We start from the raw sequence: 24,142 nt of genomic DNA on the forward strand, positions 1-24,142 counted from the left end.
CTATTCCGAACGAACGTTTTGCAAATCGTTCATCGTATCGCTGCGACCGCTGCCGGCGGCGTCCGCGGCGCGCTCGGCCCTGACGCGCTGATCGTCGGCAACCTCCAGGACCCGTTCCGCCGCCACCGAGCCGGTGTTGCGTTCCGGGCGCGGGTGGTCCTTGTAATGCTGGGACAGACGCTGCATGCCGTCGTCCAGGCTCACGGACGGCTTCCAATTGAGCAGCTCGTGAGTCTCCTTCTGATCGAACCAGTGCGCGGTAGACATCTGCTCGGCCAGGAATTCGGTCATGGGCGGCTCGGAATCGTGTCCGCGCAGCTTGGCCGGAATGTGGGGCCAGACCTTCTCGATGACCTTGCCCGCGACACGGGCGACCTTGCCGGGAACGGAGCGCGTGGGGGCATCCACTCCGGCGGCGGCGCACATGCGCGCGACCAGCTCACCCACGGGGCGGGGCTCACCGTTGGTCACCACAATGGCCTTGCCGTGGGTGAAGTCGATGCGCTCCAGGCAACGAGCAATCGCCTCGGAAGCGTTGTCGATGTAGGTCGTGTCGATCATGGCCGCACCGTGATCCAAGTTGGGCAGTCGACCAGCGGCTGCACGGTCCACGATCCGCTCCACGAGCTGGGTGTCACCCGGTCCCCACACGATGTGCGGGCGAATGGCTGCGACGCGCAGGCCGCGGCCATCGGTTTCAAGGGCGAGCAGCTCGGCGGCCGCCTTGGATCGGGCATAGTTGCCGCGGGCGGTGCGAGGGTTGGCGGGCTCCGCGCCCACACCCTCGATCGAGGTGCCGGCGTGCGCCACGGACGGCGAGGAGACGAACACGACGTTCTGCACGCCGAGTTCCTGCGCGACGGTCAGCAGCACGCGGGTGCCCGTGATGTTCACGTGCACGAAGTCTTCCCAGTCACCGGCGAACGAGACCTTGGCGGCCAGGTGCACCACGTCGTCCACGCCTTCGAGGGCCTTGGCCACGGCGTCAGGGTCGGTCACGGAGCCAAGTACCTCGTCCACGCCCTCGCGATTGGCCACGGCGGCGTGTCCGCGCTGGAACACGCGCACGCGCCAGCCCTTTTCGAGCAGGGTGCGAGCAACCTCGCCGCCCAGCATGCCGGAAGCACCGGTCACCAGAACGGTGCGGCCCTTGCCGGTCAGTTCGCCTTCGGTCGCGGTGGAGCCGATCTCGTCGCGGCGGGACGTGTTCGTCGATCCCGGGCCCGACGACGTCGCTGTCGTCGCCTTGGTCTCGCGGTCGCCCGTGACGTCCGCGGGGGTGTCCGCGCGGTGGCGGCCGGTGCGGGATACGGGGTCGGGGGTGATGTCTGGGGATTTGCTCACAGTGCGCTCATCTTTCCGCCGGAAAGTACGCGCTCAGCCCACTGGCTCAACGCGGCCCGATCAATCTTGGAATTGTGTCGGATATCGGTGGGGTGTTCGGGAATCACCATAACCGCGCTCGGGCGGATTCCGGTGGCGAATTCCACTGTGGATCGCACCCGATCCGCGAGGTCAGCCGGGGCAAGACCTGGTTTCTGGGGTGCGGGGTCGGTTTCGATCACGGCCACGGTGGTCTGCGAACCCTGCGGGCCCACTCCGACCAGTGCCGTGCGGCCCACACCCGGAACCGATTCGGCCGCGTGTTCGGCGGCCACCGGGGTGACCGGTCCGCGGGAGGTGTTGATCACGTGTGCCAGACGGCCCTCGACCCACAAACGTTCTTTGGCGTCGAAATGTCCGACGTCCCCGGTGCGGTGCCAGCCGGGTGTCTGGTCCGAGACTCGCTCGGTGATCCACAGCCGGTCGTAGTGATCCTTGGCGTGGGGAGCCCGGGCCACGATCTCACCGGTCACACCCGGTTCCGTGGTGATCTCTTCGGTCACATCACCGGCCGCGTTGAGCGGTAGGACGCCCAACTGAGCACCGTGCACGGGAGTACCCACGCACACACCGTTACCGGCACCGGGGAGGCTCATTTGGGCGTCCTCCCGTGCGGCTCGGATGACATCCAGGCTGACATCGGTGAGCGGCAGGGCCTCGGTCATACCGTACGGCGTGTGCAACTCGGCGGCGGGGAGCAATGTCTGGAGGCGCTCCAACAGTGCCTCCGGAATCGGGGCGCCGGCCGAGAGCATCAAGTTCACGCGGGACAGCGCATCGCGCTGCGCCGGCGCGAGTTCATCCGCCGTGGCCAGCACGTTGGAGATGGCCGCCGGTGAAGCGAAGATCGCGGTGGCGTCGATGGCCATGACGGCTTCGGCCAGTGCGCGTGCCGTGAGCGTCTTGGGCTGGGTCACGTCCATGTCCGGGGTGACCGAAGCGGCTCCCAGTGCGGGGCCCAGCAACGCGAACGGAGCGAATCCAGCCACTAGACCGGTCCCGGCCCGCAGCCCGTAGGTCACGCGAATGGCGTCGCGCATGCCCGCCATCTGACGGTGGGTGTACACCACACCCTTGGCGGGACCGGTGGAACCGGAAGTGAACAGCACGGCGGCCTCTGCATCGGGATCCACGAGCGGCAGTTCGCCGGTGTTCACGGTGGTGACAGAGTCCAAGAGTTCCGGAATGGTGTGCTCGACTCCTAGTGCCTTCTTGGTCACGGGGTCCAGGTTCGCGGCGGAGATCTTGCGTCCGGGCCAGCCGAGGGCCTTGGCTCCGACCAGGGCCTTGCGGATACCGATGAACCAGTCCGGGGAGGAACCCTTGAGCGCGCGGGTCAGACCCTTGCGTCCAAGCCCCTGGTCCGCGACCACGATGACGGCACCGATGCGCAGACACGAGTAGATCAGGGTGGTCAGCAGCGAACCCGGGGGAACCATGAGGTTCACACGATCACCGGGGCGCACACCGGTGCGCAACAGGGCGGCACCCAAGCGGTCGACCGCGGAGCTCAATTGCGCCCAGGACACCGTGCGTTCCACGTTCAGCTCGGGAGCGGTGCCGTCCACGGTTCCCGCAACGGGTCCCATGTCCACCACGGCTGGGGAATCGTCGCTGCGCCGGGCCTCGAGCTCGGCGAAGAACGGGGAGAAGTTGTCGGACGCATTCGCGCGCTTTTCGCGGTGCTGCTGGGTGATCGGGAGACCATCGCCGAAGTGCTCGTTGAGCCACGTGATGATGGGCGTTGCGATGTCGCGGGATTCACCGACCAGGTGCTTGGCACCCTCGAATCGGTGCACGTCCGCGTGGGGAGCTCGACGCAACAGGTCGTCCAGGTAGCGCTGCTGGAATACCGGGTCATTGGTGCCCCACAAAAGCAGCGTGGGAACCTCGCGCGCACTCATGCGACCGGCAATGCGCTCGTAGGCCGCGTGTGAGGGGTGATCCTCCGGTGCGGGGATATCCGCCACGAAATTGGCAATGGCCTGGCGGCGCTCGCGGGAACGGTACGGAGCTTTGAAAGCCTTCTTGACGTCGCTGCTCGGAGCGGGTTCGGCCAAGGCGAGCGTGGTGTCCAGGAAGGCGGTGGTCTGCTTGGTGAGCGGTTCATGCAACGCGGAGTTGAGGGCCACCTGCAGGGCGGTGGGGATGGGCTCCGAGTTGTCGTGGTGAACCGCGGTGTTGGTCAGGATGGTGGCCGCGTGGATGCCCGGATGTTCCTGCGCCCACCCCTGGGAAATCAATCCGCCCCAGTCGTGAGCCAGGGTGACCACGGGGACGTCCGCGGAATCAACGCCGAGTTCGGCGGTGAGGTCGCTCAGGTCCTGGACCCGGTCCTCCAAACGGCGGAACAACCCGGTGCGTTCGGAGAAACCCATGTCCAACTGGTCCACGGCAATTACGCGCCACGGCTGGTCGGAATCGGTCGCGGCTTCAAGCACGCTGCGCCACAGGTAGGACCACGTGGGATTACCGTGCACCGCCAGGATGATGCCGCGCGGTGACTTTGCGGCCTTCTCCAGGACGGGACCGTTATCCAACAGGTGCCAGCGGCGCTTGCGACCGGGCACGGGTTCCACGGCCGCGGTGGAAGCAACCGTGACGGTGGTGGACCATGCCGGATCGACACCCGGAAGGGACACGTCACTCATTGGCAAACGAGGGCCGGTCTGGATCGATCGAGAGGTTTTCTTGCTCACGGTTGAACTCCACTTTCTCTCAGGCGTTTACCAGGCCAATTCCATCAGGGTCGTGTTCAGACCGGACCCCACACCCAAACACAGCACACGGTCACCGCGCTGCAATTTCTCGGCTTCGAGAGCCAGGGTCATGGGCAGAGCGGCCGCCGCAACGTTGCCCCAGTAAGGGAACGTCAACGGCACACGATCGGGGTCGAGTCCCATGTCCGCAATGAGCTTGTTGGTGTGCGAATTGGACACCTGGTGGGTCACGTAGCTGTCCATGTTGAGCCAGTCCCAGCCGTCCCGTTCGGCTTCCTGCATGGCCGCGACCACGAGGCCCACACCGTGGTTGAGCAGCCCGGTGGCGTTGGTGAACATACCCTCGTCACCGCCGATGCACAGTTCGTGGAACTGGGTTCCGGCGCGCGTCACGGAGCCCACGATGCGGTGGGCGTCCGGGTGCTTGTCGGCCGGCCCCACCACGGCAGCGGCAGCACCGGAGCCCAGTGTCAGGGTGGCAAATTCCTCCACGACCTGCTCGCGGGTGATGCCGGGCTTCTTCAAACGCTCGATGGCTGCGCGGTGCCAGGGGGAGGGATCCTCACCATTGACGATCAAGGCGTACTCGATGGCTCCGGAGTCGATCATCGACGAGGCCACGGTCAGCGCATTGATGAAGCCCAGGCACGCGTTGGTGATGTCGAAGTTCAAAGCGGAGCTGGGCATGCCGAGCCGATGGTGAATGCCCACGGCCACGGCGGGTTCAAAATTGTCCCGGGTCACGGACGAGTTGATGAACAACCCGATCTGTTCGGGCTTGATACCGGACTGTTCCAGCGCTGCCTGCCCGGCTTCGGTGGCGCCGTCCGAGAAGTGGCGGCCCGGGGCCCACATGCGACGTTCTTGAATTCCAGCCAGGCGTTCGAGGAGTCCGCGCGGCAAGCGCAGGCGCTTGAACGTATCGGCGAGCTCATCATCGAACCGCGTTGAGGGGACCACCTCGTCTGCTTCCACCTTGGTAATGGACAGCACGGCTGCATTGCGGTTTCTAATGGTTGAGTTTCCGATCAACGTGGCGCTTTCGAGACAGGGCTCTCCCTGCGCCGTGACGAACCGAAAGGTGATTCATCGCCGTGGGCGCTCGAGCGAGCAGGCGGGCTGGACCGACTTAGTCTATCGACCAGGTTGAACCTTGCAGCCAGCGGTTCTCGGCCGTTTCTCTGCAGGCTGACTATTGACGAGTCCCAGAACCGCAGGCCCGCACGGGTACAGTGGTGTGGTTGCGCGGGCCCGCTCACCCCCGGACGAGGGCCGCGCGGTGGTGAACATCTCACGCTAGGAGCCGTAAACGTGCACTTGAAGACCCTCACCGTGCGCGGTTTCAAGTCTTTCGCTTCGGCAACCACCTTTAATTTCGAGCCCGGTGTGACCGCGGTGGTGGGCCCCAACGGCTCCGGCAAATCCAACGTGGTGGACGCACTCTCGTGGGTCATGGGCGAGCAGGGAGCCAAGTCACTGCGCGGCGGCAAGATGGAAGACGTCATCTTCGCCGGGACCTCGGGTCGTTCCGCACTCGGGCGCGCACACGTATCGCTGACCATCGACAACGCCGACGGCGCCCTGCCGATCGAATACAGCGAAGTCACCATTTCTCGCACGCTCTTCAGGACGGGCGGTTCCGAATACGCAATCAACGGCCGCTCGTGCCGCCTGCTGGACATCCAGGAACTACTCTCCGACTCGGGTCTGGGCCGCGAGATGCATGTGATCGTGGGGCAGGGTCAGCTGGACCGGATCCTGCAGGCCACTCCCGAGGACCGCCGAGGCTTCATCGAAGAGGCCTCGGGCATTCTGAAACACCGCCGCCGCAAGGAGAAGACGCTCCGCAAACTCGATTCCCTGCAGTCCAATTTGGACCGCCTGGAGGACCTGGTGGGGGAGATCCAGCGGCAGTTGACGCCCCTCGGACGGCAGGCACGCACCGCGCGCAAGGCCCAGCGCATCCAGTACGACGTGCGCGACGCCAAATCCCGTTTGCTCGCCGATGACGTGGTGCAGGCTCGCGCCGCGCTACAGACCGACAGTGCTTCCAGCGAGAGGACGCGAACCGAAAAGCAACGCCTGGAACAACTGGTGGACCAGATTGCGGCACGCTTGCAGGAGACCGAGGCCCAGGCCGCCCGCACGGCTCCAGTCCTCAATGCCGCCCGCTCGAGCTGGTATGAACTCAGTACCGTGCGTGATCAGTTCCGTGCGCTGTCCTCGCTGGCGGGGGAGCGGCGTCGGCTCCTGGGGTCCGCCGAACCGGAACAGGACACGGGCAAGGACGCGAATCGGCTGGAGGAACAGGCCGAGCGCAGCCGGGCTGAAGCCGCCGGGCTCGAAGAACGCGTTGTCGAATCCCGGGAGCACCTGGCGTCGGTGGAGACCGCCCGGCAGGAGGCCGAGGAGGTTGCACGGGCCGCCGAGCAGCGCACCGCTCAACTTGTGCGCGAGGCCGCAGACCGCCGCGCTGGGCAAGCCAAGTTGGCCGCCGCAGTGTCATCGGCGCGGTCCGGTTTGTCCTCCGCGGAAGCCGACATCGAGCGGCTGCGCGTTGAAATCAACGATGTCATTACCCGCTCCGAAGGCGCTCGCGGCGAGCACGCCCAACTCCACGAACGAGCCGAAACACTCCGCGCGGCCGCCGCGCGCAGTGCGGAACTCGCGGAACAGGCCCGCGAGAACGCCGATCAGGCGGAAACAGCGGCTCGCCAGGCCGAGGCCGAACGCCAGCGCGTGCTGCGCGAACACCATTCCGTGACCGTTCGCTTGGACACCCTGCAGCAGTCGATGCCGCAACCCGACGGTTCGCAGGCCGTCTCGGCGAGCCACGGAGATTCCGTGCTGGGTGCGGTCTCGGACGCGGTGCGCGTGGCCGAAGGCTGGGAACGTGCGGTGGGCGCCGCGTTGGGGCCGTGGTCCGAGGCGCTCGCGGTCCGTTCCCACACCCGTGCTGCGGACATCTTTTCCTCCCTGCGCTCCGAGGACCTCGGTCGCGTCAATGTCCTGGTCGCCTCCGGGGCCGACGGCGCTGGGGAGCCGACCGCATTGAACCTGCCTGACGGGGCGGTGCGGGCGGTCGAGGTGCTCTCCGGATCGCCTGACACCTCGAGCGATTCTGCGGCGCAAGCCATTCTCACCGCGGTGCGCGGATTGCTCGCCACCACGATCCTGGTTCCCGACGCCGCCGCGGCCGTCGCCGTGTTGGACGCGGCCTCGGAGGCGGGGACCACCGGCATTCGAGCGGTCACCACCAACGGTGACGTCTTCGGCGCTCATCGGGCCCAGGGCGGTGCCGCGGAGGCAGCCGGCAGTCTGGAGATTCACGCGCAGATCGACAAGGCCCGCACGGAATCCGCGCGCTGGTCACGTGAACTGGACACCGTCTCGGCCGCGGCGAAGTATGCCGAAGCCCTGCGGGTAGAGGCAACCACGAAGGCTCGCGAGGCCGGTGGCGTGGCACGTGATCAGCAGAAGGCCGCCTCGGAGGCCGCGAATGCGTTGAGCCGTGCTGAAGCTGTCTTGGCGTCCGCGGATGCGGAACTGCAGCGCCGTCGTGAGGCCGTGGCAACCGCGGAGCAGCGGCTGGGTGAGCGCGAGGCGCAACTTCAGGACGCGGTGGCCCGCGCCGAGGCCGTGGAGAGCGGCGATGAGGAAACCCTCGAGCGAGATCAGTTGGAAGCGGCGTCGGCGAAGGATCGTGCCGAGCGCGCGGCCCGTGAGGCGCGCGAAACCGAGACCCAAGCCCGACTGGCCCTGCGCGGGTTGGAAGAACAACACCGATCGGTCCAGTCCCGGGCACAGTCCCAGGCACGCGCCGCTCAGGCAGAGCGGGTAGCCCAGGCCGAGGCCGCGCGGCGCGCCGAACGGCGCCGCGTACAGGCCACCATTGCGCAGGCCGTGGTGCAGGCTTCGGACTACCTGCGGCTGCGCGCCGACGAGTCCGTGACCGAAGCTGCCCGGATCAGGGACGCGGCGGACGTGGAACGAGCCGGACTGGACGAGGCCGCCGGACGGCTGCGTGCGGAACGGGACGAGCTGGCCAAACAGCTCAACACCGTGACCGAACAACTGCACCGGGAAGAGCTCGACCTGGCCCAGCGGCAGGCCAAGCTGGAAGCGCTAGAGAAGTCCTCCCTCGAGGAACTCGGTATGACGCTCGACTACCTGGTGGACCGTTACGGCCCGCACCTGCCCGTGCCGGACGCCGATGACGTGTTGGAAGCCGCCCAGGACGCGGAGGAACGTGACGAGGTCCAAAACGTGGATCGCATGCCGACCATGACGGACCCGGGCGCACCGTTCCGTCGCGAGGAGCAAGAGACCCGGCTACGCCGCGCGGAGAAACAGCTCAAGGCACTGGGCAAGGTCAACCCGCTGGCGCTCGAAGAATTCGCCGCGCTGGAAGAACGCCACAGCTTCCTGGTCGAGCAGCTCGAGGACGTCAAGAACTCCCGCGCGGATCTGCGCAACATCATTCGGCAAGTCGACGAACACGTGGAACGCGTGTTCACCGAGGCCTACCAGGACACCGCCGAGCAATTCGTACAGGTCTTCGCGACCCTGTTCCCCGGAGGCGAGGGACGGCTGCGACTCACGGACCCGGACGACATGCTCACCACCGGCGTGGACGTGGAGGCACGACCGGCGGGCAAGAAGATCAAGCGGTTGTCCCTGCTGTCCGGTGGCGAGCGCTCGCTGACCGCACTGGCGTTGCTCGTGGCCATTTTCAAGGCCCGGCCCTCACCGTTCTACGTGATGGACGAGGTCGAGGCCGCCCTGGACGACCGCAACCTTGGCCGCCTGCTGACCATCTTCCAGCAGCTGCAGGAGAGCTCGCAGCTGATCATCGTGACGCACCAGAAGCGCACCATGGAGATCGCGGACGCCCTCTACGGAGTGTCGATGCGAGGGGACGGCGTCAGTCTGGTCGTGGGGCAGAAGCTCGCGGAACTGCGCTGACCCGCGGTGAACTGAAACGCGGTGGACTGGACCTTGTTACCCGAACTAGGCTCACCCACCTGCACTGGACCGACCTGGAGTCACCAGACCTGGGCGGAACCGACTCCCGCTGTCCCGGATCAGGCTCGCTGGTCCTGGCTGCCCGGGTTTTTGTTCTCGGGATTCTCTTCCGGGGGCAGGGTCTCTTTGGCGGGCAACCACGCGAGCGCGGCCAGCAGCATGAGGCCACCAGAGACACCGAAAGCCCACCCGAACCCGGCGGCGTCTGCCAACGCTCCGGCCAGGATGGGGCCCAGGATCTGACCGGCGTCCGCGCTCATCTGGTAGCGCGAGAGCACCTTGCCGCCGGCGCACTCCGGACCGATCACGTCCGCCACCGCGGCCTGCTGACCGGGGTTGAGGGTGCCGGACCCCATCCCGGAGATCAGGGACAGGATCACGAACAGGGGCACGGAAGACACCAGTCCCACACCGATGGTCGCCAGGGCACACACGACCAAACCGGTGAGGATGAGCGGTTTGCGGCCCAGCTTGTCGGTGAGTCGCCCGGTGAAAGTCAGAGCCAGTGCGTTGCCGGCCGCGAACACGGCCAGCGCCAGACCGGCGACCTGCGGACCCTCGCCCACCAACTGCACGGCCAACAGCGGGATCAGCGCAACGCGCACGCCGTAGGCGGTCCAGCCTGTCGCGAAACTGGAAACCAGGGCGGAACGGTAGGCACCGACCTCGAAGGCCTCGCGGAATTTCATGGGAGGCTGCGGATTCTTGGCCTTGCGGGCCGCCAAGGTTTCGTCCTTGAGCCGGAAATACACCACGGCGGAGGCAATCAACAGCGCCACGGCGTACACGATGAAGGGGGCCTGCATTCCGAATCCGGCCAACAGGCCGCCCACGACCGGTCCCAGAATGCCACCCAGCAGGAACGCGGTGGCGTAGTAACCAGAGATCCGCCCGCGCATCCTGGGCGGCGCCAATCGAACGATCAAGCCCATGGCCGAGACGGTGAACATGGTGGAACCGATACCGCCCAAGCCGCGGAACAGCAACAGCTGCCAATAGGTCTCGGCGAACGCCGTGGCCGCAGAGGACACAGCCACGACCAACAGGCCGATCAAATAGGTGGGCCGCTCACCCAGTTTGTTCACGACCGCGCCACTGGCCGGAGCGAACAGCAACCGGCACAGCGCGAAAGCACTCACCACGGCAGAGGCAGCGGCAACACCCACGCCGAAGCTCGAGGCGAACTGCGGCAGCACCGGAGCCACGATTCCGTATCCGATGGCGATCACGAACGCCGCCGCGATCAACACCTTGATCTGTGACGGAACCTTCTCTTTGGTGCGGTCCGAGCCACCGCCCGTGGAGTCGGCCGGGGGGACCGTGGGTTGTGGTCCGGTGGCGGGCAGATCGGAGGGATCGGTGGGCGTCGGATCTTCGTATGGGCGGGACACGTCGAACAGTTTATGGAACATTAGAAGAGTGACCACGACTCAATGGATTTGGATACTCGTTATAGCCGTCGTAGCGGTGGCGCTCATGGTGATCTTCGGCACCATGCTGCTCCGCAAGCCCAAGGCACCCAAGGGCGGCTACCAACAAACCAGGGACGTGGATGACGTCCCACCGGGCGAAGGCGACGTGCTCGTCGAGGAGCGCCCCACCACCACGCTGGAACGGCCCGAATCGGCCATGGGGCGTCTCGCCCGGTTGCGCGGTCGCCTGTCCAAGTCGAACAACGTGCTGGGCAAGGGGCTATTGGCTCTGCTGACCCGTGAGCGCATCGACCAGGACGTGTGGGACGAGATCGAGGACACGCTGCTGATGGCGGACCTCGGTACGGATGCATCCCTCGAACTGGTCGAGAACCTGCAGAAGCGCGTGCGCATCGAAGGCACTCAGGACCCTGCACACGTCAAGGCCATGCTGCGCGAAGAGCTGCTCAAGCTCGTGGATCCCACCATGGACCGCTCCATCAACTCGGTGGGCGCCCCGGGCAAGCCCGCGGTGGTTCTGGTCGTGGGAGTCAACGGGGTGGGCAAGACCACCACTGTGGGCAAGCTCGCTCGCGTTCTGGTGGCCGAGGACAAAGACGTGCTGTTAGGTGCAGCGGATACGTTCCGCGCAGCGGCTGCCGATCAGCTCGAGACCTGGGGCGCCCGGGTGGGCGTTGCCACGGTGCGTTCCGAACAGGAAGGCGCGGACCCGGCGTCGGTCGCCTTCGACGCGGTGCAGGCCGGTGTCGATCAGGAATCGGACGTGGTGCTCATCGACACCGCCGGTCGCCTGCAGAACAAGGCCGGTCTGATGGACCAGCTGGGCAAGATCAAGCGTGTGGTGACCAAGGCCGCCGAGGTGGACGAGGTCCTGCTCGTGATCGACGCGACCACCGGTCAGAACGGGATGACCCAGGCCAAGGTCTTCGCCGAGGCCGTGAACATCACCGGCATCGTGTTGACCAAGCTCGACGGCACCGCCAAGGGCGGCATCGTGGTCGCCATTCAGCGTGCGCTGGGCGTGCCGGTCAAGCTCATCGGCTTGGGCGAGGGTCCCGATGATCTCGCTCCCTTCGATGCCGAGCAGTTCGTGGACGCGCTGCTCGACTGAGGACGACGCCGCTGCGGTAGTTCTCGGCGCCCGCCCCGTTTCGGGGTGGGCGCCTTTTCGTGCCCGCGCTTGTCACGCGGATGTTCGTTCGGGCGGCGCCGCGTAACCGCGGGAGTTTGAACCGTGATCTGTAACACGGTTGTCACGAACCGTGGACAAATGAAACACGTGCGAAACCAACCCTGAACCACAACCGAAACACGCGCGCTCTTTACTCATTACCAACGGACAACCGTTGTACGGAACTTTGAGATTGAGACGAGGTGAGCTCGCGTGGAATTAACGGCGGGACACGTGTGGACTTTTGTGGCGGCGGGGCTGGTGTTCTTCATGACACCGGGGCTCGCGCTTTTCTACGGAGGCATGACCCGGGCCAAGGGTGTGCTGAACATGATGATGATGAGCTTCATCTCCATTGCGATCGTGGCCGTGGTGTGGGTGTTGTGGGGAGCGTCCATGTCTTCCGGAGACGCGATCCTGGGCGGACTGGTGGCTGATCCCACCGCCAGCTTCGGCCTGAACGGCCTGGTCGGATCCGAAGACCTGCTGGGCAGTGCCTTCGGCATCACCTTCGCGATCATCACCGTGGCGCTGATCTCCGGTGCGATTGCCGACCGCACCAAGTTCGGCAGCTGGGTCGTGTTCACCCTGGTGTGGATCACCGCGGTGTACTTCCCCCTGTCCTTCATGGTGTGGGGCGGTGGCCTGTGGTCCGAGGGCGGCGCCCTGGCGGAGATGTTCGGCGAACCCATCGACTTCGCGGGTGGCTTGGTGGTGCACATCAACGCCGGCGTGGCAGCACTCGTGCTGATCCTGCTCATCGGGGCCCGCAAGGGCTTCGGCCAGGACTCCGGCCAGCGACCCCACAATCTGCCCCTGGTGATGCTGGGCGCGGCGATCCTGTGGTTCGGGTGGTTCGGCTTCAACGTGGGTGCGGCTGCAACCGCTGAACAAGCGGCGTTGATCTGGACCAACACCCTGGTCGCACCTGCTGCCGCCATGCTGACCTGGTTGCTGACCGAGAAGATTCGCGATGGTCACGCGACCTCCCTGGGCGCAGCCTCCGGCGTGGTGGCCGGTCTGGTGGCCATCACGCCCGCGTGCGCCAACGTCTCACCACTGGGTGCGATCGCCCTGGCCGCGGTGGCCGGTGTGCTGTCCGCGCTCGCGGTCGGCATGAAGTACAAGATCGGCTTGGACGACTCACTGGACGTGATCGGCGTACACCTGGTCTCGGGCATCGTCGGTACCGTGGCGCTCGGTTTCCTGGCGATTCCGTCCGAGGGCGAGGCCGGACTGTTCTACGGTGGCGGCTGGGCGCTCATGGGTGCCCAAGTGACCTCCACCGTGTTCGCTGTGCTCTACACGGGTGTGCTCACGCTGATCATCGGAATGCTCATCAAGGTCACGATGGGTCTGCGTATCTCCAGCCAGGACGAAGTGGACGGCATCGACGTCACCCAGCACGCGGAATCCGCGTACTCCCTCAAGGACGAAGCGACCGGCTACTTCGCCGGAACCTCCCCGGCGCGCCCCCTCCCGGGTACCGCTGAGGCCCCCGTCCACGCCAAGGAAGGATCTTCCCTGTGAAACTCATCACCGCCGTTGTACGGCCCGACAAGTTCAGCGACGTCAAGGACGCACTGGAGGCCTTCGGAATCCAAGGAATGACAGTGCTGACCGTGCACGGCTACGGCAGGCAGCGCGGCCACACCGAGGTCTACCGCGGAGCCGAGTACACCGTGGACCTGTTGGAGAAGGTGCGCATCGAAACACTCGTGGCGGACGACATCGCCGCGGACGTGGTCAACGTGATCGTCTCTTCCGCCCACTCCGGATCCGCCGGTGACGGCAAGGTGTGGGTCACCTCGGTGGACGAGATGGTGCGCGTGCGCACCGGCGAACGTGGGGAGTCCGCGCTCTAGCGGCGCGGCGGCGTCGACAACCGAAGAAGAGCGAACGCACCGCGGGGCAAGCAAGGAGCCCCGCGGTGCGTTCGCCTCGTTCCGGGGACCGGGCTCGGCTTGATAACCTGGGACACTGACCCCATCCGTTGACCGACGAAAGCAGCGACTGCCCCGTGTTCAACTCACTGTCCGACCGGCTTACAGCGACCTTCAAGAACCTGCGCGGCAAGGGTAGGTTGTCCGAAGCGGATGTGGACGCCACCGTTCGGGAAATCCGGCGCGCCCTTCTCGAAGCGGACGTCGCCGTTCCCGTGGTCCGGGAATTCACGGCCATCATCAAGGAACGCGCTCTGGGTTCCGAGGTCTCCGAGGCGCTGAACCCCGGCCAGCAAGTGGTCAAGATCGTCAACGAGGAACTTCAGAACGTTCTGGGTGGCGAAACCCGTCGCATCAACCTGGCCAAATCCGGTCCCACCGTGATCATGCTGGCCGGTCTGCAGGGTGCCGGTAAGACCACCTTGGCGGGCAAGCTCGGTAAGTGGCTCACGGACCAGGGGCACAAGCCCGTTCTCGTGGCCTCTGACCTTCAGCGCCCCAACGCCGTGACCCAGCTCCAGGTGGTCGGTCAGCGCGCGGGCGTTCCGGTGTTCGCCCCCGAGCCCGGTGCCACCTCGGAATTCGACGACCCCACCGGTGATCCCGTGGCGGTTGCCCGCGACGGCGTGGCGCACGCGCGCGCCAAGCTCTACGACGTGGTCATCGTTGACACCGCCGGCCGCCTGGGCATCGATGAAGCCCTCATGCGCCAGGCCCGAGACATCCGCAACGCCGTGAACCCGGACGAAGTCCTTTTCGTCATCGACGCCATGGTCGGCCAGGACGCTGTCAACACCGCCAAGGCCTTCGACGACGGCGTGGACTTCACCGGCGTGGTGCTCTCCAAGCTCGACGGCGACGCCCGCGGCGGTGCCGCACTCTCCGTTCGCTCGGTCACGGGCAAGCCCATCATGTTCGCCTCCACGGGCGAGGGCGTGCGCGACTTCGAGCAGTTCCACCCGGACCGCATGGCCTCGCGCATCCTGGACATGGGTGACGTCCTCACGCTGATCGAGCAGGCAGAGAAGCAGTGGGACAAGACCGAGGCCGAGCGCATGGCCAAGAAGTTCACCGATCAGGAGGACTTCACCTTCGAGGACTTCCTCGCGCAAATGCAGCAGCTGCGCAAGATGGGCTCGATGAAGAAGATGCTGTCCATGATGCCCGGCGCAGCCGGTATGCGTGAGCAGCTCGAGAACTTCGACGAGCGCGAGATCGACCGTGTAGAAGCCATCGTGCGGTCCATGACCCCGCACGAGCGTGTGGCACCCAAGATCATCAACGGCTCACGCCGCGCCCGTATCGCCCGCGGTTCCGGCGTGTCCGTGTCCGAGGTCAACCAGCTCATGGAGCGTTTCGCCCAGGCACAGAAGATGATGAAGCGCCTGGCCCAGGGCAAGGGAGTTCCCGGTATGCCCGGGGGTATCCCCGGTATGGGTGGCGGCGCCGGAGGCGGCGCGGGTAAGAAGAGCAAGGCCAAGAAGAAGGGGGCCAAGGGCTCGCGTTCGGGTAACCCCGCCAAGCGCGCTCAGGAGAATGCCGCGATTGCCAGCGGTCAGAAGCCCGCGGCCAAGGGCAGTGCCTTTGGGGCACAGCAGGATCAGCCGGATCTGGAGTCCTTGAACCTTCCCAAGGGCTTTGAAAAATTCCTCAGAAAGTGAGTCGGTAGTGGGTTCATACCTTTCAGACCAAGAACTGCGAGAGTTCATCGGCACGCTCCCCATGCGACGGCTAGCGGCGTCGGCCGTCATTCGTGACGAGAACGGTCGCGTGCTCACGGTGGAACCCAACTACAAGTCCGAGTGGACCCTGCCCGGCGGCACGGTAGAGGCGGGGGAGGACCCCCGCAGCGCGTGCTTCCGCGAAGTGGTCGAGGAAGTAGGGCTGCACCTGCCCGAGGGTCGCATGCTGTTGATCATGCACGGACTCAACATGGGCATGTGGGGGGACTCGGTCGCATTCCTCTACGACGGCGGTCAGATTCCCTCCGACTCGCAGATCACGGTCCAGGAGGAAGAACTGCTGTCCTACCGCTGGGTTGCTCCGCAGGATCTGGAGACCGTGCTCTCGGCCGGCATGGCACAGCGAATCCGCGACGCACTGGAGGCCCTGGAGCAGGGCACCGTGGTCGAACACGTAATTGACGGAGGAAAGCGTTCATGACAGACCAACAACTCAATCGGGTGGCGGTCCTGGTGCACGCTGACGCGCCCGAATTGCCGTTCCTGGCCAACCTCCTGGACGCGAGTTTCACCGCGGTCACCCGCAACGGGTGGGCAGTGGTGCTGCCGGACGAGAACACCGATCCCGCATTCATCGCAGCCGTCCACCCGGGCGAGATGTGCATTGCGATCTCCTCAGACGGTGCCGAGCGCAGCCTCACCGTGTACTCGCGTACGGATCCTGACCGTGACGAAGAGGCAGAGCTCAACCATCAGATCGAGATGGGACGCATTGCGACGCTGCGCTGGGAAGCCGAGCACAGTGACATCGCCGACATCCTGGGCGGCGAGGGCGATTCTGCGTCGCAACCGCAGGTGAGCACGGACGTCGAACGGGACACCAAGGTCGCCGTGGAGGCCATCGCCTCGATCTGCTCCCTGGACGCCGCAGCAACCGCTCGTCTGGAAAACTACGCAGCCACGCCCAGCTCGGGCTTGCTGTTGGAATCGGTTCTGCAGCTGCTGGGCGTGCCGGTGGTGGCCGCGAAGCTGGTGGAATCCGAACGTTCCGTGGAAGACATGGACGACGCCCACCATTACGAGCCCAAGTCCCTCGGGTTGTCCTTGGTGGATGCCATGACCACCGAGCCCTCCGGCAATGATGTGGTCTCTCGGGTTCAGCGTGCGTACTTCCGCCACCCCGAGATCCTGTTGGCAGTGGGCGGTGCCGAACTGGTCGCGGGCTCCACGTTGGCCGCCCTCGCCCGTCGTGGTGGTCGAGGTTCGCGGGTTCTCGGAACGGCATCCGCGGTGCTGCTGGCCGACGCCGCGGGGCAGGCCGCACTGTGGGCGGCGGTGCGGGCGCGTAAGAAATCCTAGTGGCTCGGTTCCCCTGGGCCCGCGGGTGGGTTGCGGCGCTGTCGGATCCGGACGAACCGGATTGGCAGCGGCCGCGTCCCACATCCCACGAACTCGTCCGGGACGTGTGGTTGGCGGCGGCGGTGGCCGCCGCCTCCGTGCTTTCCTTGGCGCTGATCGAAAGCTACACGTCGTTCTCCTCAGACCAGCCCTGGTGGCTGGGCTATCTCGTGTCGGTCCTGATCGCTGTGCCGCTGGCCTTCCGGCGCCGCTACCCGGTGGCCGGGGTCTTGGCGGCCACGGCCGTGTTCGTGTGGGCCTATTACGTTGCGCCCCACGTCAACATTCAGTTGTTCTTCCAGATCGCGTCTTTCGCGAGCCTGTACTCGATGGTCGCTTGGGCCCGTTCCCGGCAGCTCGTGACCCTCATGGTGGTGGCGATCGCGGTCTTCACCGTGGGATGGCTCATGATCGACTGGACGATCACGAACTCCTACGCTGAACTTCTGGACGACATCGAGGAGACTTCCGGTCCGTTCTCACCCGCAGTGGGCATCATGGGGTACTCCGTGATCATGAACGTCGTCTACTTCGGCGGCGCCGTCATCATGGGCAGGGCCTCGTGGCGTCGTGCACTGGACCGCCGCAGGCTCCGCGAGCAGGCCTGGCGGATCGCCCAGCAGTCCGAGCAGCTGGCCAATCGTGCGGTGGTCGAGGAGCGGTTGCGCATTGCGCGCGAACTCCACGACGTGGTCGCTCATCACGTCTCCGCGATCGGAATCCAGGCCGGTGCTGCTCGCACCGTGATGACCAAGAACCCGGAGGCCGCGGCGGCCGCGCTGACGACCGTGGAAGCCTCCAGCAGGCAAGCTGTGACGGAAATGCGTGAGTTGTTAGGCGTGTTGCGCGCCGAGGACGGCAGCGTGCTGCCCTCCCAGTCCCGCACACCCGAACCGGGATTGAGTGAGCTGGACGATCTGGTGGCTTCCCACGCCAAACATGGACTGGCGGTCACGTTCAACACTTCACTGGAACAACCCGACGATCTCACCCAGCTGCCCGGCTCTCTTCAGCTGACCGTTTACCGGTGCCTGCAGGAGGCCCTGGCCAACGTCACGCGACACTCCACAGCCCGTGAAGCAACGGCCGTGGTCCGCACCGGATCCACAACGGTCGATGCCGAGGAACCTCGAACCGAAGCTTGGGTTGAACTGGAAGTCACCGATCACGGGCAGTCCAAGCCGGGCACGGAGGGTTCGGGGTTCGGACTCAAAGGCATCACCGAGCGTGCGCGGCTGTACAACGGCGTTACCGAGATCGGCCCACGCACGCCCGGCCCGGGCTGGCGCGTTCGCGTGCGCATTCCCCGTCCCCTCACCCGCGCTACCCAGGAGGTCACCCCGTGATCCAAGTTCTGTTGGCCGACGATCACGAGCTGGTGCGATCCGGTTTCGCGCTCATGCTCACCGTCGAAGAGAACGTTGAGGTGGTCGGGCAGGTCGCCAACGGCAAGGACGCCGTGGCCCAAGTGCTCGCCGAACCGGTGGACGTGGTGCTCATGGACGTCCAGATGCCCGTGATGGACGGCATTGAAGCCACGCGCTTGATCACTGAAGCCACGGACACCAAGGTCATCATCCTCACGACCTTCGACCGCGACGACTACCTCTTCGACGCGTTGCGCGCCGGGGCCAGCGGTTTCCTGCTCAAGAACGCCTCGCCGGAGGACCTTGTCGCGGCGGTCCTCGCGGTGGTCGATGGCCACGCACTCCTCGCGCCCGAGGCCACCCTGCGAGTGGTCCAGCAACTCGCCCAGCACGACGCCGTTCGGGGACCACGCGCGGAACCGGCCGGGCCCGCGGGCGGACTGACAGCGGCGTCGTCAACCGGAACTCCCGAGCGAACAGGAGAGCAACAGCGCATCATCGACTCGCTCACGGCTCGCGAGCGAGAGGTACTCACCCTCGCGGCGGAGGGGCTGTCCAACGGGGAGATCTGCGACACGTTGGTCGTGGGACAGGCCACGGTCAAGACCCACATCTCCAATGTGCTGGCCAAGGTGGGTGCCCGGGACCGCGTGCAAGCGGTGGTTTTCGCCTATCGATCAGGCATGGTGTCCTGACCCGTCACTGGTCCCACTGCGCCACGTCTGCCACGAGTCGACTGGCCCCCAAGCCGGCTCTCGTCCGGACGACAACCGGGACAGCGACACCCCACATACACCGCAGGGTGGAGCTCAAGTTCCGCCGCCGGGCTGATCTCTTCGACTGCCGGTCCTCCTAGGCTGGAATCAGCCAGCCGCGCCGCGTCGCGCACACGCTATGGCTGCGCGAACGGCATAGATCCGAGGAGGCAGCATGAGGTTGAAAGAACCGGGGGCCGCGTACAGCTCCGTCCACTACTCACCACCGCGCGCCGGCGGCACGCTGGAGGCGCTGAACCTGACGCGACGGTTCGGGGACCGGACAGTGGTGGACGAGGTGTCGTTTCGCGTGGAGCCCGGGCAGATGACGGGGTTCGTGGGCGCCAATGGTGCGGGCAAGACCACCACCATGCGAATGATTATGGGCGTACTCAACCAGCACGGCGGCACCGTGCTGTGGAACGGCCGACCGATTGACGCCCGCGCGCGCTCGCGGTTCGGGTACATGCCCGAGGAGCGAGGTCTGTACCCCAAGCAACGGATTGCCGATCAGCTGGGTTACCTGGGGCAACTCCACGGCATGGAACGCTCCCGGGCCCTCACGGAGGCCCACCGACTGCTGGACCGCTTCGGCCTGGGGGAGCGAGCCAAGGACCGGCTCGAGACACTGTCGCTGGGTAATCAGCAGCGCGTCCAGGTCGCCGCGGCCCTGCTTCACGATCCCGTGGCCCTGGTCCTGGACGAACCGTTCTCCGGGCTGGACCCGACCGCTGTCGATGCCACGGTGGGGCTGCTGCGCGAATACATGGCTCGCGGGGTACCGGTGCTGTTTTCCTCCCACCAACTGGATTTGATCGACCGACTGTGCGACGCGCTGGTGGTCCTGGACAGTGGCACGGTGCGCCTGGCCGGGCCCGTCGAGCAATTACGCGGTGCGCGGCCCGAACAATATCGGTTGGTGTGCACCGCTGATGCGGGCTGGACCCGTGGCCAACCCGGGGTGGAGGTCGTGGACCTCGACGGCAATACGGCCATCGTTACGCCGGCGGACGCGGAAGCCCGCAATCAGCTGACCAGACAAGCGGCGGACCGCGGAATGGTGGAATTCGCTCGGCTGCGTCCTTCGCTGGGAGATCTCTATCGGGAGGCCATCTCATGAGCCACGACACGACCACCACAGCGGCCGCAGAAGAGGAACAGACCACACAGGTGTCCGCCCCGTGGCTCACCGTCATGAATCGCGAGATCGGCGTCAAACTGCGGGACCGCGCTTTCGTGCTGTCCACTGTGCTCACGGTCCTGGGCATCATCGGACTCACCGCGTTCATGTTCTTCATGGGTGAGCGCACCACCAGCTACACCGTGGCCGCCACGGACCCGCAATCGGTCACGGTGGCGGAGGCGGCCCGGGACTCGGCCGAGGACAAGACCACGCTCGAGGTGCAATCCGCCTCGCCCGAGGAGGCTCGTGAGCTCCTGCAGAACGAAGACATCGATGCCGCCGTGTCGCGCAGTGACAACGAATGGGTCCTGACGGCCCGCAACTCCATGGATGCTTCCCTGAGCGGAATGCTCTCGGACGCAGCCAAGGACGTGACCGCGCAGCAGAACGCGGCGGACGCCGGAACCACCACGGAACAGCTGACGGCCGGTTCAGAGGTGCAGACGCGCACCCTCTCGGACGAACCGGATCGCGGCGTGGCGGCCAATGTACTGGGCTTCGTCTTCGCCATGCTGTTCTACACCGCCGCCATCATCTTCGGCATGGCCATTGCCAACTCGGTGCTCGAGGAGAAGCAGAACCGGGTCGTGGAGATCCTGGCCACCGCCATCCCGGTGCGCCACATCCTCTACGGCAAGGTGGCCGGTAACTGCCTGCTGGCATACGCGCAGATCATTCTGTACGGGGCCGTGGGGTTACTGGGCGTGAATCTGCTCGGCCGGGCGGAATCGATCGGGTGGATCCTGCAAGCCTCCGGATGGTTCATCGGGTTCTTCGTGGTGGGCTTTGCCGCCCAGGCGAGCATCTGGGCGGTGCTGGGTTCGCTGGCCTCTCGCACGGAGGACCTGCAGTCCAACACCGGCCCCATCATGTCCGTGTTGATCGCGGCCCTGCTCGTGGGGTTGTTCGCCAAGGGAACCTGGCTCACCGTGGCCTCCTACGTTCCGCTGGTTTCATCGGTGGCCATGCCCGTGCGGATGTTGACCGATACCGTGCAGTGGTGGGAACCGTGGCTCGCCCTGGGGCTGTGCGCCGTGTTCGGACTGATCATGTTCCGTGTGGGGGAGCGGGTCTACCAGCGCGCGGTGTTCCAGGGTGGTCAGGCGCTCACGTGGCGCAAGGCTCTCAGGCTCGAGAGGTAGACCACGTTCCATCTGCACTCACAGGTTTGACACGTGTGGCACAATAGACGGGTACTCGAACCGTGCGGACCCTCTCACCGCACGTGTGTCGCGTCCACAGGAAATCCCACCAAGGCCCGCCCCACGGGTGCAAGTGTGTGCATTTCCGACCACATTCGAAACAGGAGTAACCACTCAAGTGGCAGTTAAGATTCGTCTCAAGCGCATGGGTAAAATGCGCGATCCCCGTTACCGCGTTGTCATCGTCGACTCCCGCAAGAAGCGCGATGGTCGTGTCATCGAGGAGGTCGGCGTCTACCAGCCGACCGAGCACCCCTCTTACATCAACCTGGTTTCCGACCGGATCCAGTACTGGCTCGGCGTGGGCGCACAGCCCTCTGACGCCGTTGCAGCACTGCTGAAGATCACCGGTGACTGGCAGAAGTTCAAGGGTGAGCCCGGTGCCGAGGGTACCTATAAGGCCCCCGAGACCAAGGCTGAGTTCGTGGCACCCGACAAGGGTTCCGTGATCATCCCCGAGGCCATCACCCCCAAGGCTGACAAGGCCGAGGCTTCCGAGCAGGCCGAAGCGCCCGCCGAGGAAGCTTCCACCGAGGGTGCGGCTGAGGACTCCACGGAGGACAACGCCGAGAAGGCAGAGTGAGCATGCTCGCCGAGGCTCTGGAACACCTGGTTCGCGGCATTGTGGACAGCCCCGAGGACGTCACCGTTCGCTCACGCGAAGGACGCCGCGGGCAGATCCTCGAGGTTCGGGTTCACCCCGATGACCTCGGCCGCGTGATCGGGCGTTCCGGACGCACCGCCAAGGCCTTGCGCACCGTCGTGACGGCCCTGGCACCCGGCGAAATTGTGCGCGTAGACGTGGTCGATACCGACCGTCGTCGTCGCTAAAGACCGCGCGTACGTGAACGGCCCCTGTTTCCTGCAGTCGCGGGAGACGGGGGCCGTCATCATTTGGTAAAAACATCACACTGGTCCAGATCCGGCAAAGGAGATCTCATGAGCGTTCGGATTGCACGCATCGGAAAGCCCCACGGCGTGCGCGGGGAAGTCACGGTGCAACTGTTCACCGACGATCCCGAGTCGCGTTTCGCGCCCGGGTCGAGCCTGAGCGTCCAGTGGCCTCAGGGGCAGGCCGACGCCGCCGCGGGACTTCCCGAGACCCTCACGACCGCGGGTTTTCGCTGGAACAAAAAAGTGCTGATTGCCCGCTTCGAGGAGATCACCGACCGCAACCGTGCAGAAGAGATGCGCGGGGCACAGCTGTATGCCGAGGCCCACGAGGTGGAGCTCGAGGACGACGAATGGCACCAGGACGATCTGCTCGGTCTCATGGCCGTGGACACCACCCGGGACGATCGCGAGGTCGGAAAGGTCACCGCACTGATCTCCGGAGCGGCTCAGGACCTGTTGGAAATCGAAATCGTGGGGGAGCGGCGTCGTATTCTGATCCCGTTCGTCGAAGAAATCGTGCCGGAGGTGGATCTGGAAACCGGCCGCGTGCTGTTGACCCCGCCCGCCGGTCTGCTGGACCTGGGCTCGGAGGAGTAGCACCGTGCGCATCGATGTGCTGAGCATCTTCCCCGAGTACCTGGCGCCGTTGGAACTGTCATTGATCGGTAAGGCCATGACGGACGGCGTGTTGGACCTGTCCGTGACGGATCCACGGACCTTTGCCACGGACCGGCACCGCACCGTGGACGACACCCCGTACGGCGGTGGTGCCGGAATGGTGATGAAACCCGAACCGTGGGCACAGGCGCTCGAGTCCGTGACCGCGGCGTCGCCGTCGTCCCGGAAGCCCGTGCTGGTCGTGCCCTCGCCGGCCGGCGAAGTCTTCACCCAGGACGTCGCGTACGAACTGGCCGACGAGAAGCACCTGGTGTTCGCGTGCGGCCGCTATGAAGGAATCGACGAACGCTTCATCGACTGGGCCTCCGAACACGCCGTGGTGCGTCCCATGAGCCTGGGTGACTACGTGCTCAACGGGGGAGAAGTGGCCGTGCTGGCCATGGTCGAGGCCGTGACCCGGCTGATCCCCGGGGTGATCGGCAACCCGGAATCCCTCGCCGAAGAATCCCACACCGGCGGGCTGCTCGAATACCCCGTATACACCAAGCCGGCCATGTGGCGAGAGCGCGCCATCCCGGACATGCTGTTGTCCGGACACCACGGGAACATTGCCCGCTGGCGCCGTGACCAGCAACTGCACCGCACTGCTCAGCGCCGCCCGGACATGATCGAACAGCTCAACCCGGCGGACCTGAACAAGGCCGAACTGGCCATCCTGCGGGAGCACGGATTCCAGGTGGTCAACGGTTCGTTCCAGGTCTGTGCCCCTGCCCCCGCTGACGGTGCACAGGGCTAGCCGAAATATGGCATAATGGGTCGCTGTGCGTGAGTTGGGCACGCCCCTGCCGCAGGGGGGAGAGCGACCAACAACCACGCATTCGAAATCACCACACCGGCCCGATTTCGACATACTTCTGCGCGTTGGCTCAAACCTTCATGGCTGAGCCGCGCGGACCACACGCGATCGACCTGCGGCAGTCGCGAGGAGAAAAAGCATGAACCTTATCGATCAGCTTGATGCCAAGTCCCTGCGTAACGACATTCCGGATTTCCGCCCCGGCGACACCCTGAATGTCCACGTGAACATCATTGAAGGTAGCCGTTCGCGTGTTCAGGTCTTCAAGGGTTACGTCATGGGCCGCCAGGGCTCCGGCGTGCGCGAGACCTTCACCGTTCGCAAGGTCAGCTTCGGTGTTGGCGTGGAGCGTACCTTCCCGGTGCACTCCCCGATCATCGACAAGATCGAGCTCGTGAGCCGCGGTGATGTGCGTCGTGCCAAGCTCTACTACATGCGCGATCGCCACGGTAAGGCCGCTCGTATCCGCGAGAAGCGTGACTCGAGCGCTTCGAGCAAGTAAGCATTTTCCA

At 65.6% G+C, this 24,142-nt stretch carries 20 protein-coding genes; 16 read left to right on the forward strand and 4 right to left on the reverse strand.

The genetic code is table 11. The features are described from left to right. The 3 genes from EWV37_RS06345 to EWV37_RS06355 all read right to left on the reverse strand — a co-directional run bounded on the left by EWV37_RS06345 (nucleotide 1) and on the right by EWV37_RS06355 (nucleotide 5,135). Entirely contained in the window at nucleotides 1-1,188 is a 1,188-nt protein-coding gene (locus EWV37_RS06345) for an NAD-dependent epimerase/dehydratase family protein (RefSeq protein ID WP_256382231.1), read from the reverse strand. Between the two features lie 152 nt (nucleotides 1,189-1,340). Then, nucleotides 1,341-4,034: an alpha/beta fold hydrolase gene (locus EWV37_RS06350; RefSeq protein ID WP_095798281.1), complete on the reverse strand. Its 2,694-nt coding sequence runs from the start codon at nucleotides 4,032-4,034 to the stop codon at nucleotides 1,341-1,343. 75 nt (nucleotides 4,035-4,109) lie between these two features. Then, nucleotides 4,110-5,135, reverse strand: a complete 1,026-nt coding sequence (locus EWV37_RS06355) for a 3-oxoacyl-ACP synthase III (protein WP_095798280.1) — start codon at nucleotides 5,133-5,135, stop codon at nucleotides 4,110-4,112. Between the two features lie 279 nt (nucleotides 5,136-5,414). On the opposite strand from EWV37_RS06355, the gene smc reads away from it, so the two are divergent. Beyond that, on the forward strand, nucleotides 5,415-9,068 hold the full coding sequence (smc, locus tag EWV37_RS06360; RefSeq protein WP_129700520.1) for a chromosome segregation protein SMC: 3,654 nt from the start codon (nucleotides 5,415-5,417) through the stop codon (nucleotides 9,066-9,068). Between the two features lie 119 nt (nucleotides 9,069-9,187). Here the strand turns inward: smc and EWV37_RS06365 are convergent, their stop codons facing one another. After that, entirely contained in the window at nucleotides 9,188-10,519 is a 1,332-nt protein-coding gene (locus tag EWV37_RS06365; protein ID WP_274543002.1) for an MFS transporter, read from the reverse strand. Between the two features lie 85 nt (nucleotides 10,520-10,604). Here EWV37_RS06365 and ftsY point away from each other — a divergent pair, with 85 nt between their 5' ends. The 15 genes from ftsY (at nucleotide 10,605) to rplS (ending at nucleotide 24,132) form a co-directional block, all read left to right on the forward strand. Continuing rightward, nucleotides 10,605-11,672: a signal recognition particle-docking protein FtsY gene (gene ftsY / locus EWV37_RS06370; protein ID WP_129700674.1), complete on the forward strand. Its 1,068-nt coding sequence runs from the start codon at nucleotides 10,605-10,607 to the stop codon at nucleotides 11,670-11,672. Nucleotides 11,673-11,945: 273 nt separating this feature from the next. Then, nucleotides 11,946-13,262 (forward strand): ammonium transporter, encoded by a 1,317-nt coding sequence (locus EWV37_RS06375; RefSeq protein ID WP_129700524.1) that lies wholly within the window; start codon nucleotides 11,946-11,948, stop codon nucleotides 13,260-13,262. Next, complete coding sequence (locus tag EWV37_RS06380) at nucleotides 13,259-13,597, forward strand: P-II family nitrogen regulator (protein WP_095798276.1); 339 nt, start codon at nucleotides 13,259-13,261, stop codon at nucleotides 13,595-13,597. The genes EWV37_RS06375 and EWV37_RS06380 overlap by 4 nt, the downstream gene beginning before the upstream one ends. 155 nt (nucleotides 13,598-13,752) lie before the next feature. Further along, complete coding sequence (gene ffh / locus EWV37_RS06385; protein ID WP_129700526.1) at nucleotides 13,753-15,336, forward strand: signal recognition particle protein; 1,584 nt, start codon at nucleotides 13,753-13,755, stop codon at nucleotides 15,334-15,336. A 7-nt stretch (nucleotides 15,337-15,343) separates the two neighbouring features. Then, entirely contained in the window at nucleotides 15,344-15,838 is a 495-nt protein-coding gene (locus tag EWV37_RS06390; protein WP_129700528.1) for an NUDIX domain-containing protein, read from the forward strand. Further along, on the forward strand, nucleotides 15,835-16,716 hold the full coding sequence (locus EWV37_RS06395; RefSeq protein ID WP_095798273.1) for a hypothetical protein: 882 nt from the start codon (nucleotides 15,835-15,837) through the stop codon (nucleotides 16,714-16,716). The genes EWV37_RS06390 and EWV37_RS06395 overlap by 4 nt, the downstream gene beginning before the upstream one ends. Then, on the forward strand, nucleotides 16,716-18,101 hold the full coding sequence (locus tag EWV37_RS06400) for a sensor histidine kinase (protein WP_129700529.1): 1,386 nt from the start codon (nucleotides 16,716-16,718) through the stop codon (nucleotides 18,099-18,101). Before EWV37_RS06395 ends, EWV37_RS06400 begins: the two co-directional genes overlap by 1 nt. Then, nucleotides 18,098-18,817, forward strand: coding sequence for a response regulator transcription factor (locus tag EWV37_RS06405; RefSeq protein WP_129700531.1), 720 nt, complete (start codon nucleotides 18,098-18,100; stop codon nucleotides 18,815-18,817). The genes EWV37_RS06400 and EWV37_RS06405 overlap by 4 nt, the downstream gene beginning before the upstream one ends. 235 nt (nucleotides 18,818-19,052) lie before the next feature. Further along, entirely contained in the window at nucleotides 19,053-19,997 is a 945-nt protein-coding gene (locus tag EWV37_RS06410) for an ABC transporter ATP-binding protein (RefSeq protein ID WP_129700533.1), read from the forward strand. Then, complete coding sequence (locus EWV37_RS06415; protein ID WP_129700535.1) at nucleotides 19,994-21,202, forward strand: ABC transporter permease; 1,209 nt, start codon at nucleotides 19,994-19,996, stop codon at nucleotides 21,200-21,202. Before EWV37_RS06410 ends, EWV37_RS06415 begins: the two co-directional genes overlap by 4 nt. Nucleotides 21,203-21,380: 178 nt before the next feature. Further along, a complete protein-coding gene (gene rpsP, locus EWV37_RS06420; protein ID WP_129700537.1) occupies nucleotides 21,381-21,845 on the forward strand; it encodes a 30S ribosomal protein S16 in 465 nt (154 codons plus the stop codon). 2 nt (nucleotides 21,846-21,847) lie between these two features. Further along, nucleotides 21,848-22,093, forward strand: coding sequence for an RNA-binding protein (locus EWV37_RS06425; protein ID WP_129700676.1), 246 nt, complete (start codon nucleotides 21,848-21,850; stop codon nucleotides 22,091-22,093). 108 nt (nucleotides 22,094-22,201) lie between these two features. After that, complete coding sequence (rimM, locus tag EWV37_RS06430; protein WP_129700539.1) at nucleotides 22,202-22,753, forward strand: ribosome maturation factor RimM; 552 nt, start codon at nucleotides 22,202-22,204, stop codon at nucleotides 22,751-22,753. A gap of 4 nt (nucleotides 22,754-22,757) precedes the next feature. Continuing rightward, nucleotides 22,758-23,570 carry a tRNA (guanosine(37)-N1)-methyltransferase TrmD gene (trmD, locus tag EWV37_RS06435; protein WP_129700541.1) on the forward strand — a complete coding sequence of 271 codons (813 nt, stop codon included), beginning with the start codon at nucleotides 22,758-22,760 and terminating at the stop codon, nucleotides 23,568-23,570. A gap of 199 nt (nucleotides 23,571-23,769) precedes the next feature. After that, nucleotides 23,770-24,132 carry a 50S ribosomal protein L19 gene (rplS, locus tag EWV37_RS06440; protein ID WP_095798265.1) on the forward strand — a complete coding sequence of 121 codons (363 nt, stop codon included), beginning with the start codon at nucleotides 23,770-23,772 and terminating at the stop codon, nucleotides 24,130-24,132. Nucleotides 24,133-24,142 lie beyond the last annotated feature (10 nt).

The sequence above is a fragment of the Kocuria carniphila genome, assembly GCF_004136555.1.
Taxonomy (GTDB): domain Bacteria; phylum Actinomycetota; class Actinomycetes; order Actinomycetales; family Micrococcaceae; genus Kocuria; species Kocuria carniphila.

Bases quoted from the DNA above. Each gene is read 5' to 3' on its own strand.
- ftsY (WP_129700674.1), top strand. From the start codon at position 10,605: ATGGTGATCTTCGGCACCATGCTGCTCCGCAAGCCCAAGGCACCCAAG.
- EWV37_RS06410 (WP_129700533.1), top strand. From the start codon at position 19,053: ATGAGGTTGAAAGAACCGGGGGCCGCGTACAGCTCCGTCCACTACTCA.
- rplS (WP_095798265.1), top strand. From the start codon at position 23,770: ATGAACCTTATCGATCAGCTTGATGCCAAGTCCCTGCGTAACGACATT.
- EWV37_RS06425 (WP_129700676.1), top strand. From the start codon at position 21,848: ATGCTCGCCGAGGCTCTGGAACACCTGGTTCGCGGCATTGTGGACAGC.
- EWV37_RS06350 (WP_095798281.1), bottom strand. From the start codon at position 4,034: ATGAGTGACGTGTCCCTTCCGGGTGTCGATCCGGCATGGTCCACCACC.
- rimM (WP_129700539.1), top strand. From the start codon at position 22,202: ATGAGCGTTCGGATTGCACGCATCGGAAAGCCCCACGGCGTGCGCGGG.
- EWV37_RS06395 (WP_095798273.1), top strand. From the start codon at position 15,835: ATGACAGACCAACAACTCAATCGGGTGGCGGTCCTGGTGCACGCTGAC.
- EWV37_RS06415 (WP_129700535.1), top strand. From the start codon at position 19,994: ATGAGCCACGACACGACCACCACAGCGGCCGCAGAAGAGGAACAGACC.